This is a genomic window from Corynebacterium propinquum DSM 44285, from assembly GCF_000375525.1.
GTDB lineage: Bacteria > Actinomycetota > Actinomycetes > Mycobacteriales > Mycobacteriaceae > Corynebacterium > Corynebacterium propinquum.
The window spans coordinates 69,631-85,805 of the sequence record NZ_AQXC01000006.1; the positions used below are offsets into that span (position 1 = coordinate 69,631).

Sequence of the window (16,175 nt, forward strand, 5' to 3'; positions counted from 1 at the left end):
ATTAGCCCGGAATCAGGCAGGCATTACGTGCGGTGGCGGATGTGGGTACGTTCACGTGCAATGATGGTGAAAAATACAGTAAGTGTGGTGCAAACGGGAATGGCAAAAACGGATAGGGCAGTAAAAATCGACGGTGCTTCCAAACGTAATATCCAGCTCATCGGGGTATTGATGGCTAGATAATCTTGGTACGAGAAATACCTGTGAATTAGCCAGATAGCAATGGCGAACACATAGAAAAGTTCTGTGATAATTAACCCGCGGAATTTTCGTACTACGGGATAGCCCAGAATCTCGTAAACCCGGAGTTGGTGGTGGCAGCGGTTGAAAAACAGCACGGTGCTAGAAATTGCGGCAATGATGATAATGAATATCGCCACCAGTGTGGAAAAAGTCGTGTTGCGCAGATCAGAATATAGCGACTTGTTGGACTTCCCCCAATAATCAATCATGGGGCGGCTGGCTAAGACGTACTTTCCGGCAGGAGATTCATTGCGTAATTGTTCTACGGCACCGTGGTCAGTGAATAGAATTTCGGTTCGGGTGAGAGTTGCACTGATGTTGTGGTCGCTGAGCGGCTGCAAGCCAGGAGGCAAAATTACGAGTTCTGGTGAATGCAGCAATGGAGACTTAGTCAGCGAACCGCCAGGATTGAAATAATCAAAAACCGTAAATGGTTGTTTATGATATTCGACCCTGGTGCGTTGTGCAGGATCGTAGTCGGTGCTTTCTGCGAATTCTGCTTCCCCGGCGAGACCTTCGCGAATTTCTGTCACAACTGCTGCATCAGCTGCTGCGGGAAGATAAATAATAGTTTCATTTTTCTTGGCAGCATCGGAAAGCACTTCCTCAGAAATCGGGGTTTCTTGTCGCGCGAATTCCTGGTTGGCCAGTATCCGACTGGTTGTGGAAAATTCTAACGAAGACTGCCAGAAGCTATTGATGAATAGTAGTTTTTGCTCGTGATCGAGCCTGCGTAATTCGGGCCCCAATTGCTTCATATCATCGCCAATTCCGCCGGATACTAAAGCGCTGAATACATCGCTACGCTTGGCCCATTCCTGAGAATATTCCGCATGACGGTTGGTTTCCTGGATAAACATGACAAGCGAAGCGATTGACACCAAGCCAAAAAACAGTGCGACGATGCGAATGCCGTGGGTGGAAAAAGACAGTGGGCGGGAAACGAGGTTGCCCTTGAGCGCACTAAGAACGTTGGTGCGTGTGATGACGACAAATGCTGCGAGATAGCCTGTTACAGCACATAAAACTCCCAGGCCTGCGAAGATAAACACGTTTGCGGAATATAGCTGCCACTGTGCGAAGCCATTGTAACCGTGGAGGAAGAAGGTGGTGCCAGCACTAACCACAGTGGCTGTGCCAGCTATCGCCGGGACGCTGGAGCGCCAATCACCGACAATGCTGAAACTGTGTGGTAACCCGTGCACACTGTGGATAGCATAACGGCGACTGCCGAGAATGGCATGCAGCCCGGCAAGGATAAAAGTCAATAAGCCAATGATTAAGGCCGTCAGTTTCACCGGAGTTGGAATTGTTGCCAACAATGAACCATCATCCGTGGGCACGGTAGTGTATCCGTGTTCGTGTGCTAGATCTACAAATTTCCCTTTGATATCTGATGGGCCATTGAGGTAATAAATTCCGCGAACGTCATCGCTATCCAGACGAGAAAAACTGGTAGTGGTTCTGGCTTTTTGCGGATCAAAGGGCTGCGGATTTTTCGTTCCCGCTAACCATTGTGCAACCTGGTTATCGGATGCATCACTACCTGTGGCAATAGCCAAATGAGTGTGTTCTGCAGCGAGATCACCATCGACGACATCAAAGGCGATTGTCGCGTCATGGTCGTCGACGAAGTTTTGTAGGTCATTGCGAAAGTCAGTGGCGATGGGAAGCCCGGAGGCACCGTCGATGACCACAGCGGCTTCGTTGAATGGCAGCAGCCTGTCGTCCAGGAAGCTCGTCGCGGAAAATGCGGCGATCGGACTAAGCAGAAAAGCGAAGCTTAAGCTTAGCGACAACAAATTGAATTGTCGTTTCATGTAGTCATTTAAGCAAAACTACTATGGTAAGTCTACGATTTTGTCTTTTTCGAATAAATAACTTTATTGGTTTTTCGCCGTCGGCGCGGTATCCACACCCGTGCGACCCCAGCTCTGGGTCTGCACGGTATCCGGGTCTAATCCGGCTGCCGTAAAAGCGTCCAGCATCCCCGTGACTTCAGCTTCCGGACCCAAGATAAACACGTCGTGCTCGGACCAATCGCGGTAGTGAGCGATTGTCTCTTCTGGTTTTTCCTCCACCGATAAGCTCGCAGATGAGCCAGTGTCCTCGCCGTCGTTGTCGTCGGCAAGCACCCGCTGCAGGTCGCGACGCCGGGCCCGTTGTGGTTTCAACCAATGCGGATCAGAATCATGGCGGGCAAATGCGTGCACATCCAACCACGGGGTGAGGTTATCCAGGCTGTTAAGCGTGGCCAACTCATAATGCTGGCCGGGAAAGTCATTGATCACCAGCGCTTGTACCGGGGCATGCTGCTCGCCGTGGGCATCAAAAGCCGCGAATAATAAACAGCGCAGGGTAGCCACCGCGGTCCCAAAAGCAATGATGAGGCTTTCACGATGCGGATCCAGCTCCAGCTGGCCAGCCGGGTTGCCCAGTGTCCACTGATCTCCGGGGCGCGTCATCATAAACCTCCGCGAATATCCCGACGCGCCAGGAAGCTGCGAGACATCGCGAACGTGAAATTCCAGTGTGCCGCAGCCATCAGCGGGGCGGGCAGCCGCCAAAGTGCGCCACACACCCGGCATCAATGTGGTAGCCACAGAAAAATACTGCCCGGGCTCATAATCAACCGGCAGACCACATTCCAGGCGCACGATGCGAGTATGGGCATCAACACGTTCCACATCGACCACCTGCCCCATGTGCGCAGGCGGAATCCCAGCCACATCCGCCTCGTGCGCAGCAGCGGACATGCACTCGACGATGTCGTCGACAAGCGCACCGGCCTGCTGCAGCACGTCGTCGGCAAGATCGATTTCTGCTAAAGCCTGGCGGGTGGCAGTGGCGAAAATAGGGTAGGTATCCGGCGGGAAGCCGTGCCGACGGTGCGAGCGGCCCAGGTCAGCGAAATACTCATCGAGGTCCGGGGCATCGAAGGCTGCGGCGAAAGACTCGGCGAGCCCGCGGTGGGCCTGCGAAGCATCCATGGGGAAGGACTGGCGGGCGTCGGGAAGAGCCGCGAAAAAATGGCGGTGCACCGCATCCCGGAACGTCGCAGGGTGGGCGCGCAGGTGCGTGGCGAGGCTGGCGAGATCCCGGATAGTCATGCCTCCACAATATCGCGCGGACCGGGCGGTGCTGGCTGGGCTGTGCTGGATGCTTAGCGTTGAGCGAGAACTCGATAGCAATGGGTAGCACAATTACGGCATGGGTACTATGATCATCTCGTTCTCGTGCTGTGTTTTGATCGCCGTATCAGGCGCGGCTTCGTCTAGATCACAGGATAGTGCGTCCAGGCGCAAGCATTGCACGATCTAGTTCACGCTCACTCTGTAAAGGCAGGTGTTTCATGGAAGGCTTTTCCGCGTACGACCTCATGCTCGACGTTGGCTTTATCTCGTTGCTGATGATTATCGGTAACGTATTGCGCCATCGCATCAAATTCTTCTTCCAGGACCTGCTGTTGCCTGCACCAGTGACCGCTGGTTTGCTGGGCTTGCTGCTGGGGCCCAACGTTTTGAATATCGTCGGTTTTTCCGAGAACCTGGGCAGTTATACCTCCATCCTGATCGCCGTGGTGTTTGCGTCCATGGCTTATTCCATGGAACTGGGTGGCTCCGTGCGCAAGGGTGCGCGCAATATGTGGGCGTATTCCACCTTCATGTTCACCGCGCAGTGGGGCCTGTTCGTCGTGTTGGGCGTGTACCTGTTCGCGCCGGTATTTGATACTCCGGATTGGTTCGGCATGATGCTGCCGGTCGGTTTCACCGGTGGTTTCGGTACCGCAGCGGCCGTGGGTGGCGCGCTGGAAGGCGTTGGTGCGGCTGAGGCTTCGTCGCTGGGCTTTACCTCTGCAACCGTCGGCACATTGGCCGCTATTATCGGTGGTGTGATCGCGGGTAACTGGGGTATCCGCCGGAATAAAGTCTCGCAGCTTCCCGGCGAGCTGCCAGAAGAACTGCGCCGCGGCTACATCAAAAACCTCAGCGAACGCCCATCGATTGGTCGTGCCTCCACCAACCCATCGGCTATCGAGCCACTCGCACTGCACCTAGGCTTTATCATGCTGACGGTGCTGACCGCCTACGGCATCAACACCGGAATTTCCCACCTGTGGGACAACGTCTCCATCCCGCTATTTGCGATGTCCCTGGTGGTGGGCCTGATTTTCCGTGCCGTCATGAACGGCATTGGTGCCGGTGACTACCTGGACAAAGACACAGTTTCTTCGGTATCCGGTGCGTCGACGGATTACCTGATCGCCTTCGGTATCGCAGCGATTGTGCCCGCTGCCGTGGCTTCCTACTGGCAGGCGTTGTTGCTGCTGTTTGTTCTGGGCACTGTGTTCTGTACCTTCTTCTTGCTGTGGTTCCCGGCAGAATTCTTCGGCGCTGCGTGGCTGGAGCGCGGAATCTTCGGATGGGGCTGGGCAACGGCGACGGTGGCCACGGGTATTGCCATCCTGAAGATCGTCGACCCGAAGCTGAAATCCGGAACCTTGTCCGAATACGGCGTGGCTTATGTGGGCTTCGGCCCATTTGAGATCGGTATGACGGTGCTGGCTCCGCTGGCAGTGATCTATGGAATGACTGCCGGGCTGGGTTGGCTGGCGCTGGCGATTGCTATCGCGGTGTACCTGACCGCCAAGTTTGGTGGCTGGATGCCGGTGCGCGGCGCGATCATGGCCAAGGGCGTGGTGGACGTCAATGGCAACGGGCCGGATCCTGCGATGCAGGGCAAGGCGTAGGCGAGATGGGCGTTGCCCTAAACTTGAGCGGGTGCGACGCAAGTATCTCGTAAAAAATTCCACAAAATCCTAACTTGAGTGGAATAGACTCAACTCATGGTGTGTTGTATCCAATGAAGCCCCTGAAATGATGACAAAATCAGGGAAGATCAGGGAGGATATGACACACCATGAGTTCTTTTAACCCCACGACAAAAACCCAAGAAGCCCTACAATCCGCGTTGCAAACCGCCTCGGCGGCAGGCAACCCGGACATTCGCCCGGCACACCTGCTGCAGGCAATTCTCAGCCAAGAAGAAGGCATCGCCACCCCGGTGCTGAAAGCCACCGGAGTAGACCCAGACACGGTGCGCAAAGAAGCCGCCGAACTCGTTGCGGGCTACCCCAAGGCTGAAGGCGCAGGCGTGGCTAAGCCGAACTTCAACCGCGATGGGCTCAACGTACTCACCAAAGCCCAAGAGTTGGCTGGTGAGCTTGGCGACGAATACGTTTCCACCGAGGTGCTGCTGGCTGCCATCGCAGCCTCGAAAACCGACGCCGCGCAGCTGCTGACCTCCCGTGGCGCTACCTACGACGCCATCAAAGGCGCATTCCCGGCCGTGCGTGGGGCTGCGAAGGTGACCACGGAAAACCCGGAGGATTCCTTCCAAGCACTGGAGAAATACTCCACCGACCTCACCGCGCAGGCCCGCGAAGGCAAGATTGACCCCGTCATTGGGCGTGATTCGGAAATCCGCCGCGTCGTGCAGGTGCTATCCCGCCGCACGAAGAACAACCCGGTGCTTATCGGTGAGCCGGGCGTCGGCAAGACCTCCATCGTGGAAGGCCTGGCACGCCGCATCGTCGGTGGTGACGTGCCAGAATCGCTGAAAGGCAAGCGCCTGGTTTCGCTGGATCTCGGTTCGATGGTTGCGGGTGCGAAATACCGCGGCGAATTCGAGGAGCGGCTGAAGGCCGTGCTGGAAGAGATTAAATCTTCGGACGGCGAGATCATCACGTTCATTGACGAGCTGCACACGCTGGTTGGTGCCGGTGCTACTGGCGAAGGTTCGATGGATGCCGGCAATATGATCAAACCGATGCTGGCGCGCGGCGAACTGCGGCTGGTTGGTGCGACCACGCTGGATGAATACCGCAAATACATCGAAAAAGATGCCGCCCTGGAGCGTCGTTTCCAGCAGACCTACGTCGGTGAGCCTTCGGTGGAAGACACCATCGGTATCCTGCGTGGCCTGAAAGAACGCTACGAAGTACACCACGGTGTGCGCATCCAAGATTCCGCGCTGGTGCAGGCCGCCGAGCTATCCAACCGGTACATCACCAACCGCTTCCTGCCGGATAAGGCCATCGATCTTGTCGACGAAGCTGGCTCCCGGTTGCGCATGGAAATCGATTCCTCGCCGCAGGAAATCGACGAGCTCGAACGCATCGTCCGCCGCATGGAAATCGAAGAGTTGGCGCTGAAGAAGGAATCCGACGCCGCGTCCAAGGAGCGGCTGGTGCGCCTGCAGCAAGAACTGGCGGACCAGCGCGAATCACTGGGCGAGTTGAAAGCCCGCTGGGCGAACGAGAAAAAGGCCATCGATGATGTCCAGGCGCTGAAGGAAGAACTCGACGATCTGCGTCGGCAAGCAGAAATCGCCGAGCGCGAGGGGGACTACGAGAAAGTCTCCACGCTGCGCTACGGCCGCATCAATGAGCTGGAACGCGAGATCGCCGTGGCCGAGGACAAAGCCGCTGAGCAGGCACGCAGCAACACTATGCTCAGCGAGGAAGTCACCCCGGACACCATCGCCGAGGTCGTCTCCGCCTGGACCGGCATTCCGGCTGGCAAGATGCTGCAAGGTGAGACCGAAAAGCTGCTGGATATGGAAAATATCCTGGCGCGCCGCGTCGTCGGCCAGAAAGACGCGGTGGTGGCAGTCTCCGATGCGGTGCGTCGTTCCCGCGCGGGCATCGCCGACCCGAACCGGCCGACCGGATCCTTCCTGTTCCTGGGGCCCACGGGCGTCGGCAAGACTGAGCTGGCGAAAGCGCTGGCGGAGTTCATGTTCGATGACGAATCCGCGATGGTGCGCATCGATATGTCCGAATACGGCGAGAAGCACTCGGTTTCGCGGCTGGTCGGTGCGCCTCCGGGATACGTCGGCCACGACGCGGGCGGCCAGTTGACTGAGGCCGTGCGACGTCGCCCGTACACCTTGGTGCTTTTCGACGAGGTGGAAAAGGCACACTCGGATGTTTTTGACGTGCTGCTGCAGGTGCTCGACGAAGGCCGGCTGACCGATGGGCAGGGCCGGACCGTGGACTTCCGCAACACGGTGATCATCCTGACCTCGAACTTGGGGGCAGGCGGCGATCGCGAGCAGATCATGGATGCGGTGAAGGCCGCGTTCAAGCCGGAGTTCATTAACCGCCTGGATGATGTGGTGACCTTCGAACCACTGTCCAGCGAGCTGCTAGAAGGCATCGTGGATATCCAGCTGGATACACTGCGTGAACGCCTGGCTGGCAAGCGCCTGAGTTTGAGCGTGGACTCGGCGGCGAAGGGCTGGTTGGCAGAACGCGGCTATGATCCCGCCTACGGTGCGCGTCCGCTGCGTCGCCTGATCCAGCAGGCCATCGGTGACAAGCTGGCGCGGCTGGTGCTGGCCGGTGAGGTCGTGGACGGCGATGCTGTGCACGTCTCGCTTGCCGACGGCGGCGAGGAGCTGGAGATTTCCAGTTAGTAGCTGAACTACCCGGTGTGTACCGGGTGGTTAGCGTTGGGTGGCTGCATACCGGGCTGTGCGCTGGCTGGCTAGCGCACTAGCCTGGAGTGCATGGATACTCGCAGCCTCAGCCCAGCACAGGCCCGCCGGAAGTTTCGCGAGGGGTTGGTGACCCCGACCAGTGGCTGGTCTGCCGGGTATACGCAGGCCAACTTGCTCGCGTTGCCGCGTGAGCTGGCCTTTGATTTCTTGCTGTTTGCCCAGCGCAACCCGAAACCGTGCCCGGTATTGGAAGTATTGGAGCCGGGGCAGGTGCGCGGCGGCATCTTTGCTGCGGACGAGGCCGATGTGCGCACCGACGCCCCGGCCTACCGCGTGTTCAAAAATGGCGAGCTTGTCGACGAGGTCCCTGATGCGCGCGAGGCGTGGCGGGATGATCTCGTAGCATTTTTATTAGGCTGTTCTTTTAGTTTTGAACACCCACTGCTGGACAATGGTGTGCCGGTTCGACACATTCCCGCGGGGCGTAATGTGCCGATGTACAACACCACTATTGCCTGCCGTCCAGCGGGGAGTTTGTCGGGCAACCTGGTGGTTTCATTGCGGATGATTCCGGCGGCGAAAGTCTCTGATGCAGTGCGTATTAGTTCACGTTTCCCCGCGGTGCACGGCGCACCGGTTCATATTGGGGATCCGGAAGCGCTGGGGATTGCAGATTTAGATGCGCCGGATTTCGGTGACCGGCCGGTTTCTGAAAAAGGCGATATTCCGGTGTTCTGGGCGTGTGGAGTGACTCCACAGGCGATGGTGATGCAGTCACGTCCCGAACTGGCGATTACTCATGCACCTGGGCATATGTTGATTACTGATCAAGAAGACCGTCGCTACCAGGTGCCATAGGAATGATTCGGGCCAGCTGGCTGCAAATACCCCGATGGATATTTTCATAAATGATGTTCGGGTAGAGGACATTAGCGTCGAGCAGGGCTATTGGAAAATTAATCGTAATTTCCTCAACGACGCTGAATTCAACACCTGGCTGGGCTTGCTCTGCATCATCTTTCAGGGACCGAACGTCGGCAAGCGTTTGCCCTACACTGGAAGCCATGAGCGTCCTGGTCAGTGCCGAAGAATTACACGAGAAAATCCACCGTGGAGACAAACTCACCCTGCTAGCTACCACCTGGGTTCCGGGGCAGGGCAACAGCTTCCGACAATTCCGCGCCGGGCATATTCCCACTGCCCAGCACGTCAACCCCGCTACCACTCTGGCCGGCTTGCCAGGATCGAAGGCTGGGCGCAACCCGTTGCCGGATCCGGCGCGTCTGCAAGCGAACGTTAATCGCTGGGGGTTGCGTGGTGATCGGCCAGTGGTGGTTTATGACGATGGACAGGGCTTTTTCGCGGGCCGTGCCTGGTGGGTGCTGCGCTGGGCGGGTATTAAAAATGTGTCCATTTTGGATGGTGGATTGGCGCAGTGGTACCGCACAGGCTTCGACACCATGTGCGGGCCTGGCAATATCGCGATGGGCTCTGCGCTGACGATCCAGCCGGGGTCTATGCCTTCGGCCACTATTGACGAGGTACGCAATTTCGATGGCACGCTCGTCGACACTCGCTCTTTTTGGCGTTATTCCGGCAAACAAGAAAATTTGGATTTGAAAGCCGGTCACATCCCAGGCGCGGTGAATGCGTCCATGCGGGATCTGCTGACTCCGAATCGCCTGGCCAAACCGAAAGAAGAAATCCGTGAGGTCTTTGCCAAAGCAGGCGTGACTAAGGGCGAGGGCACCGTGTTTTATTCCGGTTCTGGAAACCACTCCGGCCTGGCGCTGGCCCTGGCGGAACACGTTGGGCTGACCGGTGCGTCGCATTACGTGGGCGGATGGTCGCAGTGGTCGGCGAATGCTGCCAATCCTGTGGAAACTTCACGTTAAACTAACTGCATGCCGTATGTTCTACTAACTCTGGCCGTCATCGCCGGGGCCGCAGCCGTATTTCTGTGGTACCTGGATTCGAAGCAGCGCCGTACCCAGCACCAGGATTCGCCTGCTGCCGTGGAGCCAGCGGAGCAGGAAGGCCGCACCACTACTGGTGCTGCGCTTGTCGACGATAATTTTTCTGACGAGCCCATTTCCGACGAGCCAGGCACTACGGAAGAACACGCTGAATGGTCCGCCCAAGCCAGCTATGGCGACGTGCCGATCCGGGGGCGAGTCCTAGATGATGAAGAACTCGCGACCGCGGAACAGCTGCCACAACATGATCCACAACATGATGATGTGCTGGACGGCGAATCGGCCGCCGATGATGCACTGGACGGCGAACCGATCGCCGATGACGTGCTTGCTGACGATTACCGCGACGAAACCGTCGAAACCGACGAAAGCGTCGGGGATATCGAGGAAGCCGACGATGCTGTCGACGCTGCCGATGCTTTAACCGACGATTCCGCGCTCCCTGAGCAAGAAACGGATGTAGAACAACGGCCTGAACTACGGCAAGAACCAGAATCAGATCCAGAACCAGAACAACAGCCTGAGCCCGCGCCCGAGCTAGAATCAGAACCAGAACAACACCCAACCCCCGTCGCCAAGCCCGCCGGCCCACGCCGCGATTCCATCATCCCGGGTGCGCTGCGCCGGGAGCGTCGGCAGTGGGCAGAAAAGAACGGGTTCAGCTTTGCCAAGCACGACGATTACCTCGTCGATGAGTGGACCCGCGGTGCCGCTGCTGGCGGGGCCGCGCCGAAAGACATCGTGCAAGGTTCGGCCTATGGTCACGAGATGGTGTTGATGGATCTCGGCGGCGTGAACGTCATGGCCATGCGCACCGGGGCGGCGACTGAAATTGTCGTGGATTTCCGTCGCGCGGATCGTGACCAGCGCACTGACCGCACTACCGACGAAGCGGGCTTTGATGACCTGCTGGAGGTCGGACACATCGGAGATTTCACGGCGTATGCCACCGATGCCGCCGTCGCTAGCCGCATGATCGACGCCCGCGTGGTCACCGCCTGCGATAACCTGCCGGAGATCGTCACCGCGGTGTGGATCGAATCCGATTGGGTACTGGCGCAAACCGATAAAGGCTCTCATGCTGCGGACTGGGATGAGATGCTGGCCCCACTGGGACTGCTTGCCGACGCCGCCCGCGTGTTGCCCCCACGATCGATGGCAAAACAAATTTTAAAATTCGACGGGGCGGATCCCACCCGGATGATGGGTCCGAAACAGCCCCCGGTCTTCGAGAATAATCAGCCGCTGCGTGTCGTCCCGGACCCGCAGGATCATCCGCCGGTGCAACGCCCCAGCGAACCCGTGGAACTGCCAACTCGCAGCAAAGCCGATGCCCGGGGCTACTTGGAACCATACGCGTTGGGTGTCGACGAAGTAGATGCCATTGCCGACGGCGTCGACAAGCCAGATGAGAGTGGCAAACGGAAACACCCGCACGTGAAACGCGACCTGTCTGCCGGGCCGTCGATTTTTGGTGATGACTACAGTGGTAGCCATGACTGAGAAAACCCAAGACCTGTCCCGCCTGGCCGAACTCGTTCGTGAGCTTGCCGTTGTTCACGGGCGCGTAACCTTGTCATCCGGCAAAGAGGCCGATTACTACGTGGATCTGCGCCGCGCGACGCTGCACCATGAGGCCTCCCGCCTGATTGGTTCGTTGCTGCGTGAAAAAACCGCGGACTGGGACTACGTTGCCGCTGGTGGCCTGACCTTGGGTGCGGACCCGGTGGCCACCTCGATCATGCATGCCGACGGCCGCCCGATCGATTCATTCGTGGTGCGGAAAGAAGCGAAAAAACACGGTATGCAGCGCCGCATCGAAGGCGTGAATGTCGAGGGCCAGAAAGTTCTGGTTGTGGAAGATACCACCACCACGGGTAATTCCCCGTTGACTGCTGTTGCTGCGCTGCGTGAAGCTGGCGCGGACGTCGTTGGCGTAGCCACCGTCGTGGACCGCGCTACCGGTGCCGCCGATGCCATCCGCGCCGAAGGCCTGGAATATCGCAGCCTGTTGGGCTTGGATGACCTGGGTCTGTAATGGCCGAGCGCGAAGCAACGAGCACCCCAGAGCGCGCTAGTTCGCCGGAGCATAAAGGCCCGACGGAATGGGCAGAAGGCCGGCATGGCGTCGGCCCGTGGGAAGGCCCGCTGCCGGATGATCCCCGCTTAGATCCGGAGCTGCTTGCCGAAGGCGACCGGCGCAACGTCGTCGATGCTTACCGGTATTGGAAGCGCGAGGCGATCATCAAAGATATCGATACTCGCCGGCATGAGCTGCATATCGCGATCGAGAATTTCGAAAACGATGCGAATATCGGCACGGTGGTGCGCACGGCAAATGCTTTTGCCGTGGACACGGTGCATATCGTCGGCAGGCGGCGCTGGAATCGCCGTGGCGCGATGGTCACCGACCGCTACCAGCATCTGCAGCACCACAGTGACGTCGCCACGCTCATGGCCTGGGCAGCAGAAAATGATCTGACCGTCGTGGCCATCGATAACACGCCTGGGTGCGTGCCGCTGGAAACCGCCGAGTTGCCGCGGCGCTGTTTGCTGGTATTCGGCCAGGAAGGCCCTGGGGTGAGTGCGGAAACCAGCCAGGCGTCGGTGATGACGTGTTCGATCGCGCAGTTTGGTTCGACGCGTTCCATCAACGCCGGGGTGGCTGCTGGGATTGCGATGCACGCGTGGGTGCGGCAGCACGCGGATCTGGATCAGGCCTGGTAGGCGTGTCGGTGTCAGCGGGGCAGTGAAATCACTAGCGCATCACTATATATTCGTGATGTATGCTACAGATGATCGAATTTTCGGTAGTAGCGCCTAGTAATAGCCCCGTGAATAAGCCCAGTTAGTGATGGGATAATAGTGCAAGAAAAATGGTCCCACCGGGCGGATCTCGCAGAGACCGCCATTAACGACCGGCATGCCGGCCCAGTCTGGTCTGTGCCGGGCACCAACCTTGCCCGGGTGAGCTGGCCCGCGTTATTCAAAGAACGCCTATTTATCCATTGGCATTACTGGTGGCAGGCGCACTACCTGGACTGTCAGGTCGATGCCGCGCTGCGCCAGCCGACGAAAACCCGCAGCAAACGCATCGCGAATACCATGCGCGGGATCAAGCTGCGGCAGTTGCGCGGTCTGGAGCGCAACAAATATTACGACGATAAGGCCTGGTTGGCACTGGCCTTCGGGCGCGTGGAAAAAGCGGACAAGTTGGGCACCCCGCCGCAGTTGAATGCTCTACGTACCAATCTGCGCGCCGGGTTGGATACAACGCTTGGGGTAGCACCCTGGCGCGATAGCCGTTCGACGTTTTATAACGTGCCCACCAATGGCCCGGTGGCGATCATGCTGGCGCGCACAGGGTATTGGAAAGAAGCCATCCACATCGTCGATTGGGTCTTTGACAACATGCAGAATGATGACGGGCTGATCATGGATGGGATGCGCATGCGGATGCACGGTCCGGAAATCGTGCGCGATATTCACCCGTATTGCCAGGGCGTGATGCTCGGAGCCAGCCTGGAAATTGCCCTCAAGCTGCGCGCGGAACACGGCATCCACAGCTTGGAAGATATTCAGTCGGTGCATGAGGCCGAGCGTGCCGACGAAGCCATGCCCTATATCAGCCGGATCCGTAGCTTGGTACACGCGATTTCCCAGCACATGGCTACCCCGGCGGGCGTGATCGACTGGGACACCGGCGATGGCGATGGCGGTCTGTTCAAAGGTATTTTGCTGCGCTATCTTGCCGATGTCGCGGTGCGTTTGCCCGATGATTCCCCGGCGAACCGCGCTACCCGCAAGCTGGCGACGCGGCTGGTGCGGGCGTCGGCGGAATCGGTGTGGACCCACCGTTTGGAAGTCGACGGGCTGCCGGTTTTTGCCACGGACTGGACCAGTGATGCGCTGTTGCCGCACAACTTTGGGTTGGGGCCCATGTCGATCCGCGAGAAAGTCGGCGTTGTGCGCATCGCAGAACGAGATTTATCGGTGCAGTTATCTGGCTGGATGGCGTTAGAAGCGATGGCCCGGGTTGCCCTGGCGGAAGGCGATACGGCTGCAGGTTAGCGTTGACTCAGGCATAATTGGTCTTCGAGACTGCAGATCCAACGTTGGAGGATGTTTTATGCCTATCGCTACCCCTGAGGTTTATAACGAGATGCTCGACCGCGCGAAGAAGGAGCAATTCGCTTTTCCCGCGATCAACTGCACTTCTTCCGAGACCATCAACGCTGCACTACAGGGGTTTGCAGAGGCCGAGTCCGACGGCATCATCCAGTTTTCTCTCGGTGGTGCGGAATTCGGTTCCGGCCAGGCCGTGAAGAACAAAGTTGCTGGCGCGAAGGCCTTGGCTGCGTTCGCTCATGAGGCTGCCTCGCACTACGGCGTGAATATCGCGCTGCACACGGACCACTGCCAGAAAGAGCGGCTGGATGAATTCGTGCGCCCGCTGTTGCAGATTTCCCGCGAGCGCGTCGACGCTGGTCAGCTGCCGCTGTTCCAGTCCCACATGTGGGACGGATCCGCCATCCCGATTGATGAGAACCTGGAGATCGCCCAGGAGCTGCTGGCACAGTCGCGCGCAGCGAATATCATTCTCGAGGTGGAAATCGGCGTCGTCGGCGGTGAAGAAGACGGCGTGGAAGCCAAGGCGGGCGCTAACCTGTACACCACCCCGGAGGATTTTGAAAAGACCGTCGACGCGCTAGGCACTGGTGAAAACGGCCGTTACCTGTTGGCCGCCACCTTCGGCAACGTGCACGGCGTCTACAAGCCCGGCAACGTGAAGCTGCGCCCAGAGGTATTGGACGAAGGCCAGAAGGTCGCCACGAAGAAGCTGGGGCTTGCCGACGGCTCCCAGCCCTTCGATTATGTCTTCCATGGCGGTTCCGGCTCGGAGGCTTCCAAGATCGAAGAATCCCTGCGTTATGGCGTGATCAAGATGAATATTGACACCGATACGCAATATGCCTTCACCAACCCGGTCGCGCGCCACATGTTCAGCAATTACGACGGCGTGTTCAAGATTGATGGCGAAGTGGGCAACAAGAAGGTATACGATCCACGCTCCTACCTGAAGAAGGCAGAGCGCTCCATGGCTGATCGCGTCATTGAATCTTGCCAGGTGCTGCGCTCTGCGGGGCAGACCACCGCGCGTTAAGCTGCGCTTTTCGCATTTCTCAGGTAGTCACGGCGCCTATGGCAACTAACAGGATCTCCACCCGCGAACGGCTGCGGCATTTAGACTATTCGCTGACTTCGCGCCTGCAACGCGTGCGCAAACGTTTCATCTTCATTGTGCAAGCGGCGTTCGGCGCAGGTTTGGCGTTTTGGGTTGCGCAGACGTTTTTCGGGCACGCGGTCCCATTTTTTGCGCCGATTTCCGTGGTGGTGGTACTCGGTATTTCCGGTGGCAATCGCCTGAACAAAGCCGTGGAGATGTCGGTCGCTGGTGTCGTGGGCGTGGGCGTGGGCCAGTTATTGGTGCATACCCTGGGCACCGGTGACTGGCAGATTGCCGCCGGGGTGGCGATCTCATTGACGGTGGCGGCGTTTTTATCGAAATCTCTGCTGGTCAGCAACCAGGTGGCCATCGGTGCGATCCTGATCGCCACGATCATGCCGCAAGGCGGCGGCACTGAACGCATCATCGACGCAGCTATCGGCTCGGTGATCGGAATCATTTCCATCGCGTTGATCCCCAACTCAGCGCTGCGGGATGCCCGGCATGAAATCGCCAAGGTGCTTTCTGTTGCCTCTTCGGTGCTGCACGATGTGGCAGAAGGCGCGGAAGCAGGGGATTCGGAACGTATCGAAGACGCGCTCCAGCAGGTCCGCGGCACGCAATCAAATATTGACCACATGCTAGAAGCCACGGCTTCTGGCCGTGAAATCGCGGGGGTGTCACCGTTTCGGTGGGGCTCACGCAAACACTTACGTTCCATCGAGCGCATCCTCACACCCGTCGACAACGCCACCCGTAACGTGCGTGTGTTGGCCCGGCGCTGCATGGTCTTGAGCGTCGACGGGGACAAAATCACCCCGAGGTTGATCAATATCATCGATGAGTTGGCAGAGATCGCGCTGGAGCTGTCGCAAATTTATGAAACCAGCGCGCGCGTGAGCCAAGCCCACGAGATCCCGGGCATCGTCAACCGTTTGCGCATTATTGGTGCGCGGACGGATCTTTCTGTGATTAGTGACGATCCCGTGCTTTCGGAATACGCCATCCTGTCGCAAGTGCGTTTTTTGACCGTGGACCTGCTGATGGTCTCTGGTATGTCTCGGGAGTCTGCCGCCGCGGTGCTGGCACCGACCTCGTCGACGCCGGCTTATCCGCCGGAAGTCTGGGAGATTGAGGATATCCAGGACAATGCGCACAACGCGGCGGATCGTTACGACGAATCCGAGGGCTCACACAAGGAGTAGGGTGTGCAGCGCGTGCAGCGT

The 16,175-nt window shown here is 58.3% G+C and carries 13 protein-coding genes; 10 read left to right on the top strand and 3 right to left on the bottom strand.

What is annotated here, in order from left to right; genetic code table 11:
* Positions 1-23 precede the first annotated feature (23 nt).
* Together B142_RS0106505 and B142_RS12940 are read right to left on the bottom strand one after the other, a co-directional pair.
* The gene (locus B142_RS0106505; protein WP_018120741.1) at positions 24-2,063 is read right to left on the bottom strand and encodes a hypothetical protein; all 2,040 of its coding nucleotides are present in this window, start codon (positions 2,061-2,063) and stop codon (positions 24-26) included.
* A 63-nt stretch (positions 2,064-2,126) separates the two neighbouring features.
* On the bottom strand, positions 2,127-3,353 hold the full coding sequence (locus B142_RS12940; RefSeq protein ID WP_018120742.1) for a hypothetical protein: 1,227 nt from the start codon (positions 3,351-3,353) through the stop codon (positions 2,127-2,129).
* 242 nt (positions 3,354-3,595) lie between these two features.
* Between B142_RS12940 and B142_RS0106515 the strand changes: the two genes are divergently transcribed.
* From B142_RS0106515 to B142_RS0106525, 3 genes are all read left to right on the top strand, one after another.
* The gene (locus B142_RS0106515; protein ID WP_018120743.1) at positions 3,596-4,993 is read left to right on the top strand and encodes a sodium/glutamate symporter; all 1,398 of its coding nucleotides are present in this window, start codon (positions 3,596-3,598) and stop codon (positions 4,991-4,993) included.
* A 170-nt stretch (positions 4,994-5,163) separates the two neighbouring features.
* On the top strand, positions 5,164-7,722 hold the full coding sequence (clpB, locus tag B142_RS0106520) for an ATP-dependent chaperone ClpB (protein ID WP_018120744.1): 2,559 nt from the start codon (positions 5,164-5,166) through the stop codon (positions 7,720-7,722).
* Positions 7,723-7,815: 93 nt separating this feature from the next.
* On the top strand, positions 7,816-8,604 hold the full coding sequence (locus B142_RS0106525; protein WP_018120745.1) for a putative hydro-lyase: 789 nt from the start codon (positions 7,816-7,818) through the stop codon (positions 8,602-8,604).
* Here the strand turns inward: B142_RS0106525 and B142_RS13570 are convergent.
* Positions 8,567-8,812 (bottom strand): hypothetical protein, encoded by a 246-nt coding sequence (locus B142_RS13570; RefSeq protein ID WP_018120746.1) that lies wholly within the window; start codon positions 8,810-8,812, stop codon positions 8,567-8,569. The genes B142_RS0106525 and B142_RS13570 overlap by 38 nt on opposite strands.
* On the opposite strand from B142_RS13570, the gene B142_RS0106535 reads away from it, so the two are divergent.
* The 7 genes from B142_RS0106535 to B142_RS12130 all read left to right on the top strand — a co-directional run bounded on the left by B142_RS0106535 (position 8,811) and on the right by B142_RS12130 (position 16,154).
* The gene (locus B142_RS0106535) at positions 8,811-9,641 is read left to right on the top strand and encodes a sulfurtransferase (RefSeq protein WP_018120747.1); all 831 of its coding nucleotides are present in this window, start codon (positions 8,811-8,813) and stop codon (positions 9,639-9,641) included. The genes B142_RS13570 and B142_RS0106535 overlap by 2 nt on opposite strands.
* Before the next feature lie 9 nt (positions 9,642-9,650).
* Positions 9,651-11,225 carry a hypothetical protein gene (locus B142_RS14015; protein WP_018120748.1) on the top strand — a complete coding sequence of 525 codons (1,575 nt, stop codon included), beginning with the start codon at positions 9,651-9,653 and terminating at the stop codon, positions 11,223-11,225.
* Positions 11,218-11,760 (top strand): orotate phosphoribosyltransferase, encoded by a 543-nt coding sequence (gene pyrE / locus B142_RS0106545; RefSeq protein WP_018120749.1) that lies wholly within the window; start codon positions 11,218-11,220, stop codon positions 11,758-11,760. The genes B142_RS14015 and pyrE overlap by 8 nt, the downstream gene beginning before the upstream one ends.
* Positions 11,760-12,449, top strand: a complete 690-nt coding sequence (locus tag B142_RS0106550) for a TrmH family RNA methyltransferase (RefSeq protein ID WP_018120750.1) — start codon at positions 11,760-11,762, stop codon at positions 12,447-12,449. The genes pyrE and B142_RS0106550 overlap by 1 nt, the downstream gene beginning before the upstream one ends.
* A gap of 138 nt (positions 12,450-12,587) precedes the next feature.
* Positions 12,588-13,793 (top strand): glycoside hydrolase family 76 protein, encoded by a 1,206-nt coding sequence (locus B142_RS0106555; RefSeq protein ID WP_018120751.1) that lies wholly within the window; start codon positions 12,588-12,590, stop codon positions 13,791-13,793.
* Between the two features lie 58 nt (positions 13,794-13,851).
* Entirely contained in the window at positions 13,852-14,886 is a 1,035-nt protein-coding gene (fbaA, locus tag B142_RS0106560) for a class II fructose-bisphosphate aldolase (RefSeq protein WP_018120752.1), read from the top strand.
* 38 nt (positions 14,887-14,924) lie between these two features.
* Complete coding sequence (locus tag B142_RS12130) at positions 14,925-16,154, top strand: FUSC family protein (protein WP_018120753.1); 1,230 nt, start codon at positions 14,925-14,927, stop codon at positions 16,152-16,154.
* The last annotated feature ends 21 nt before the right edge of the window (positions 16,155-16,175 follow it).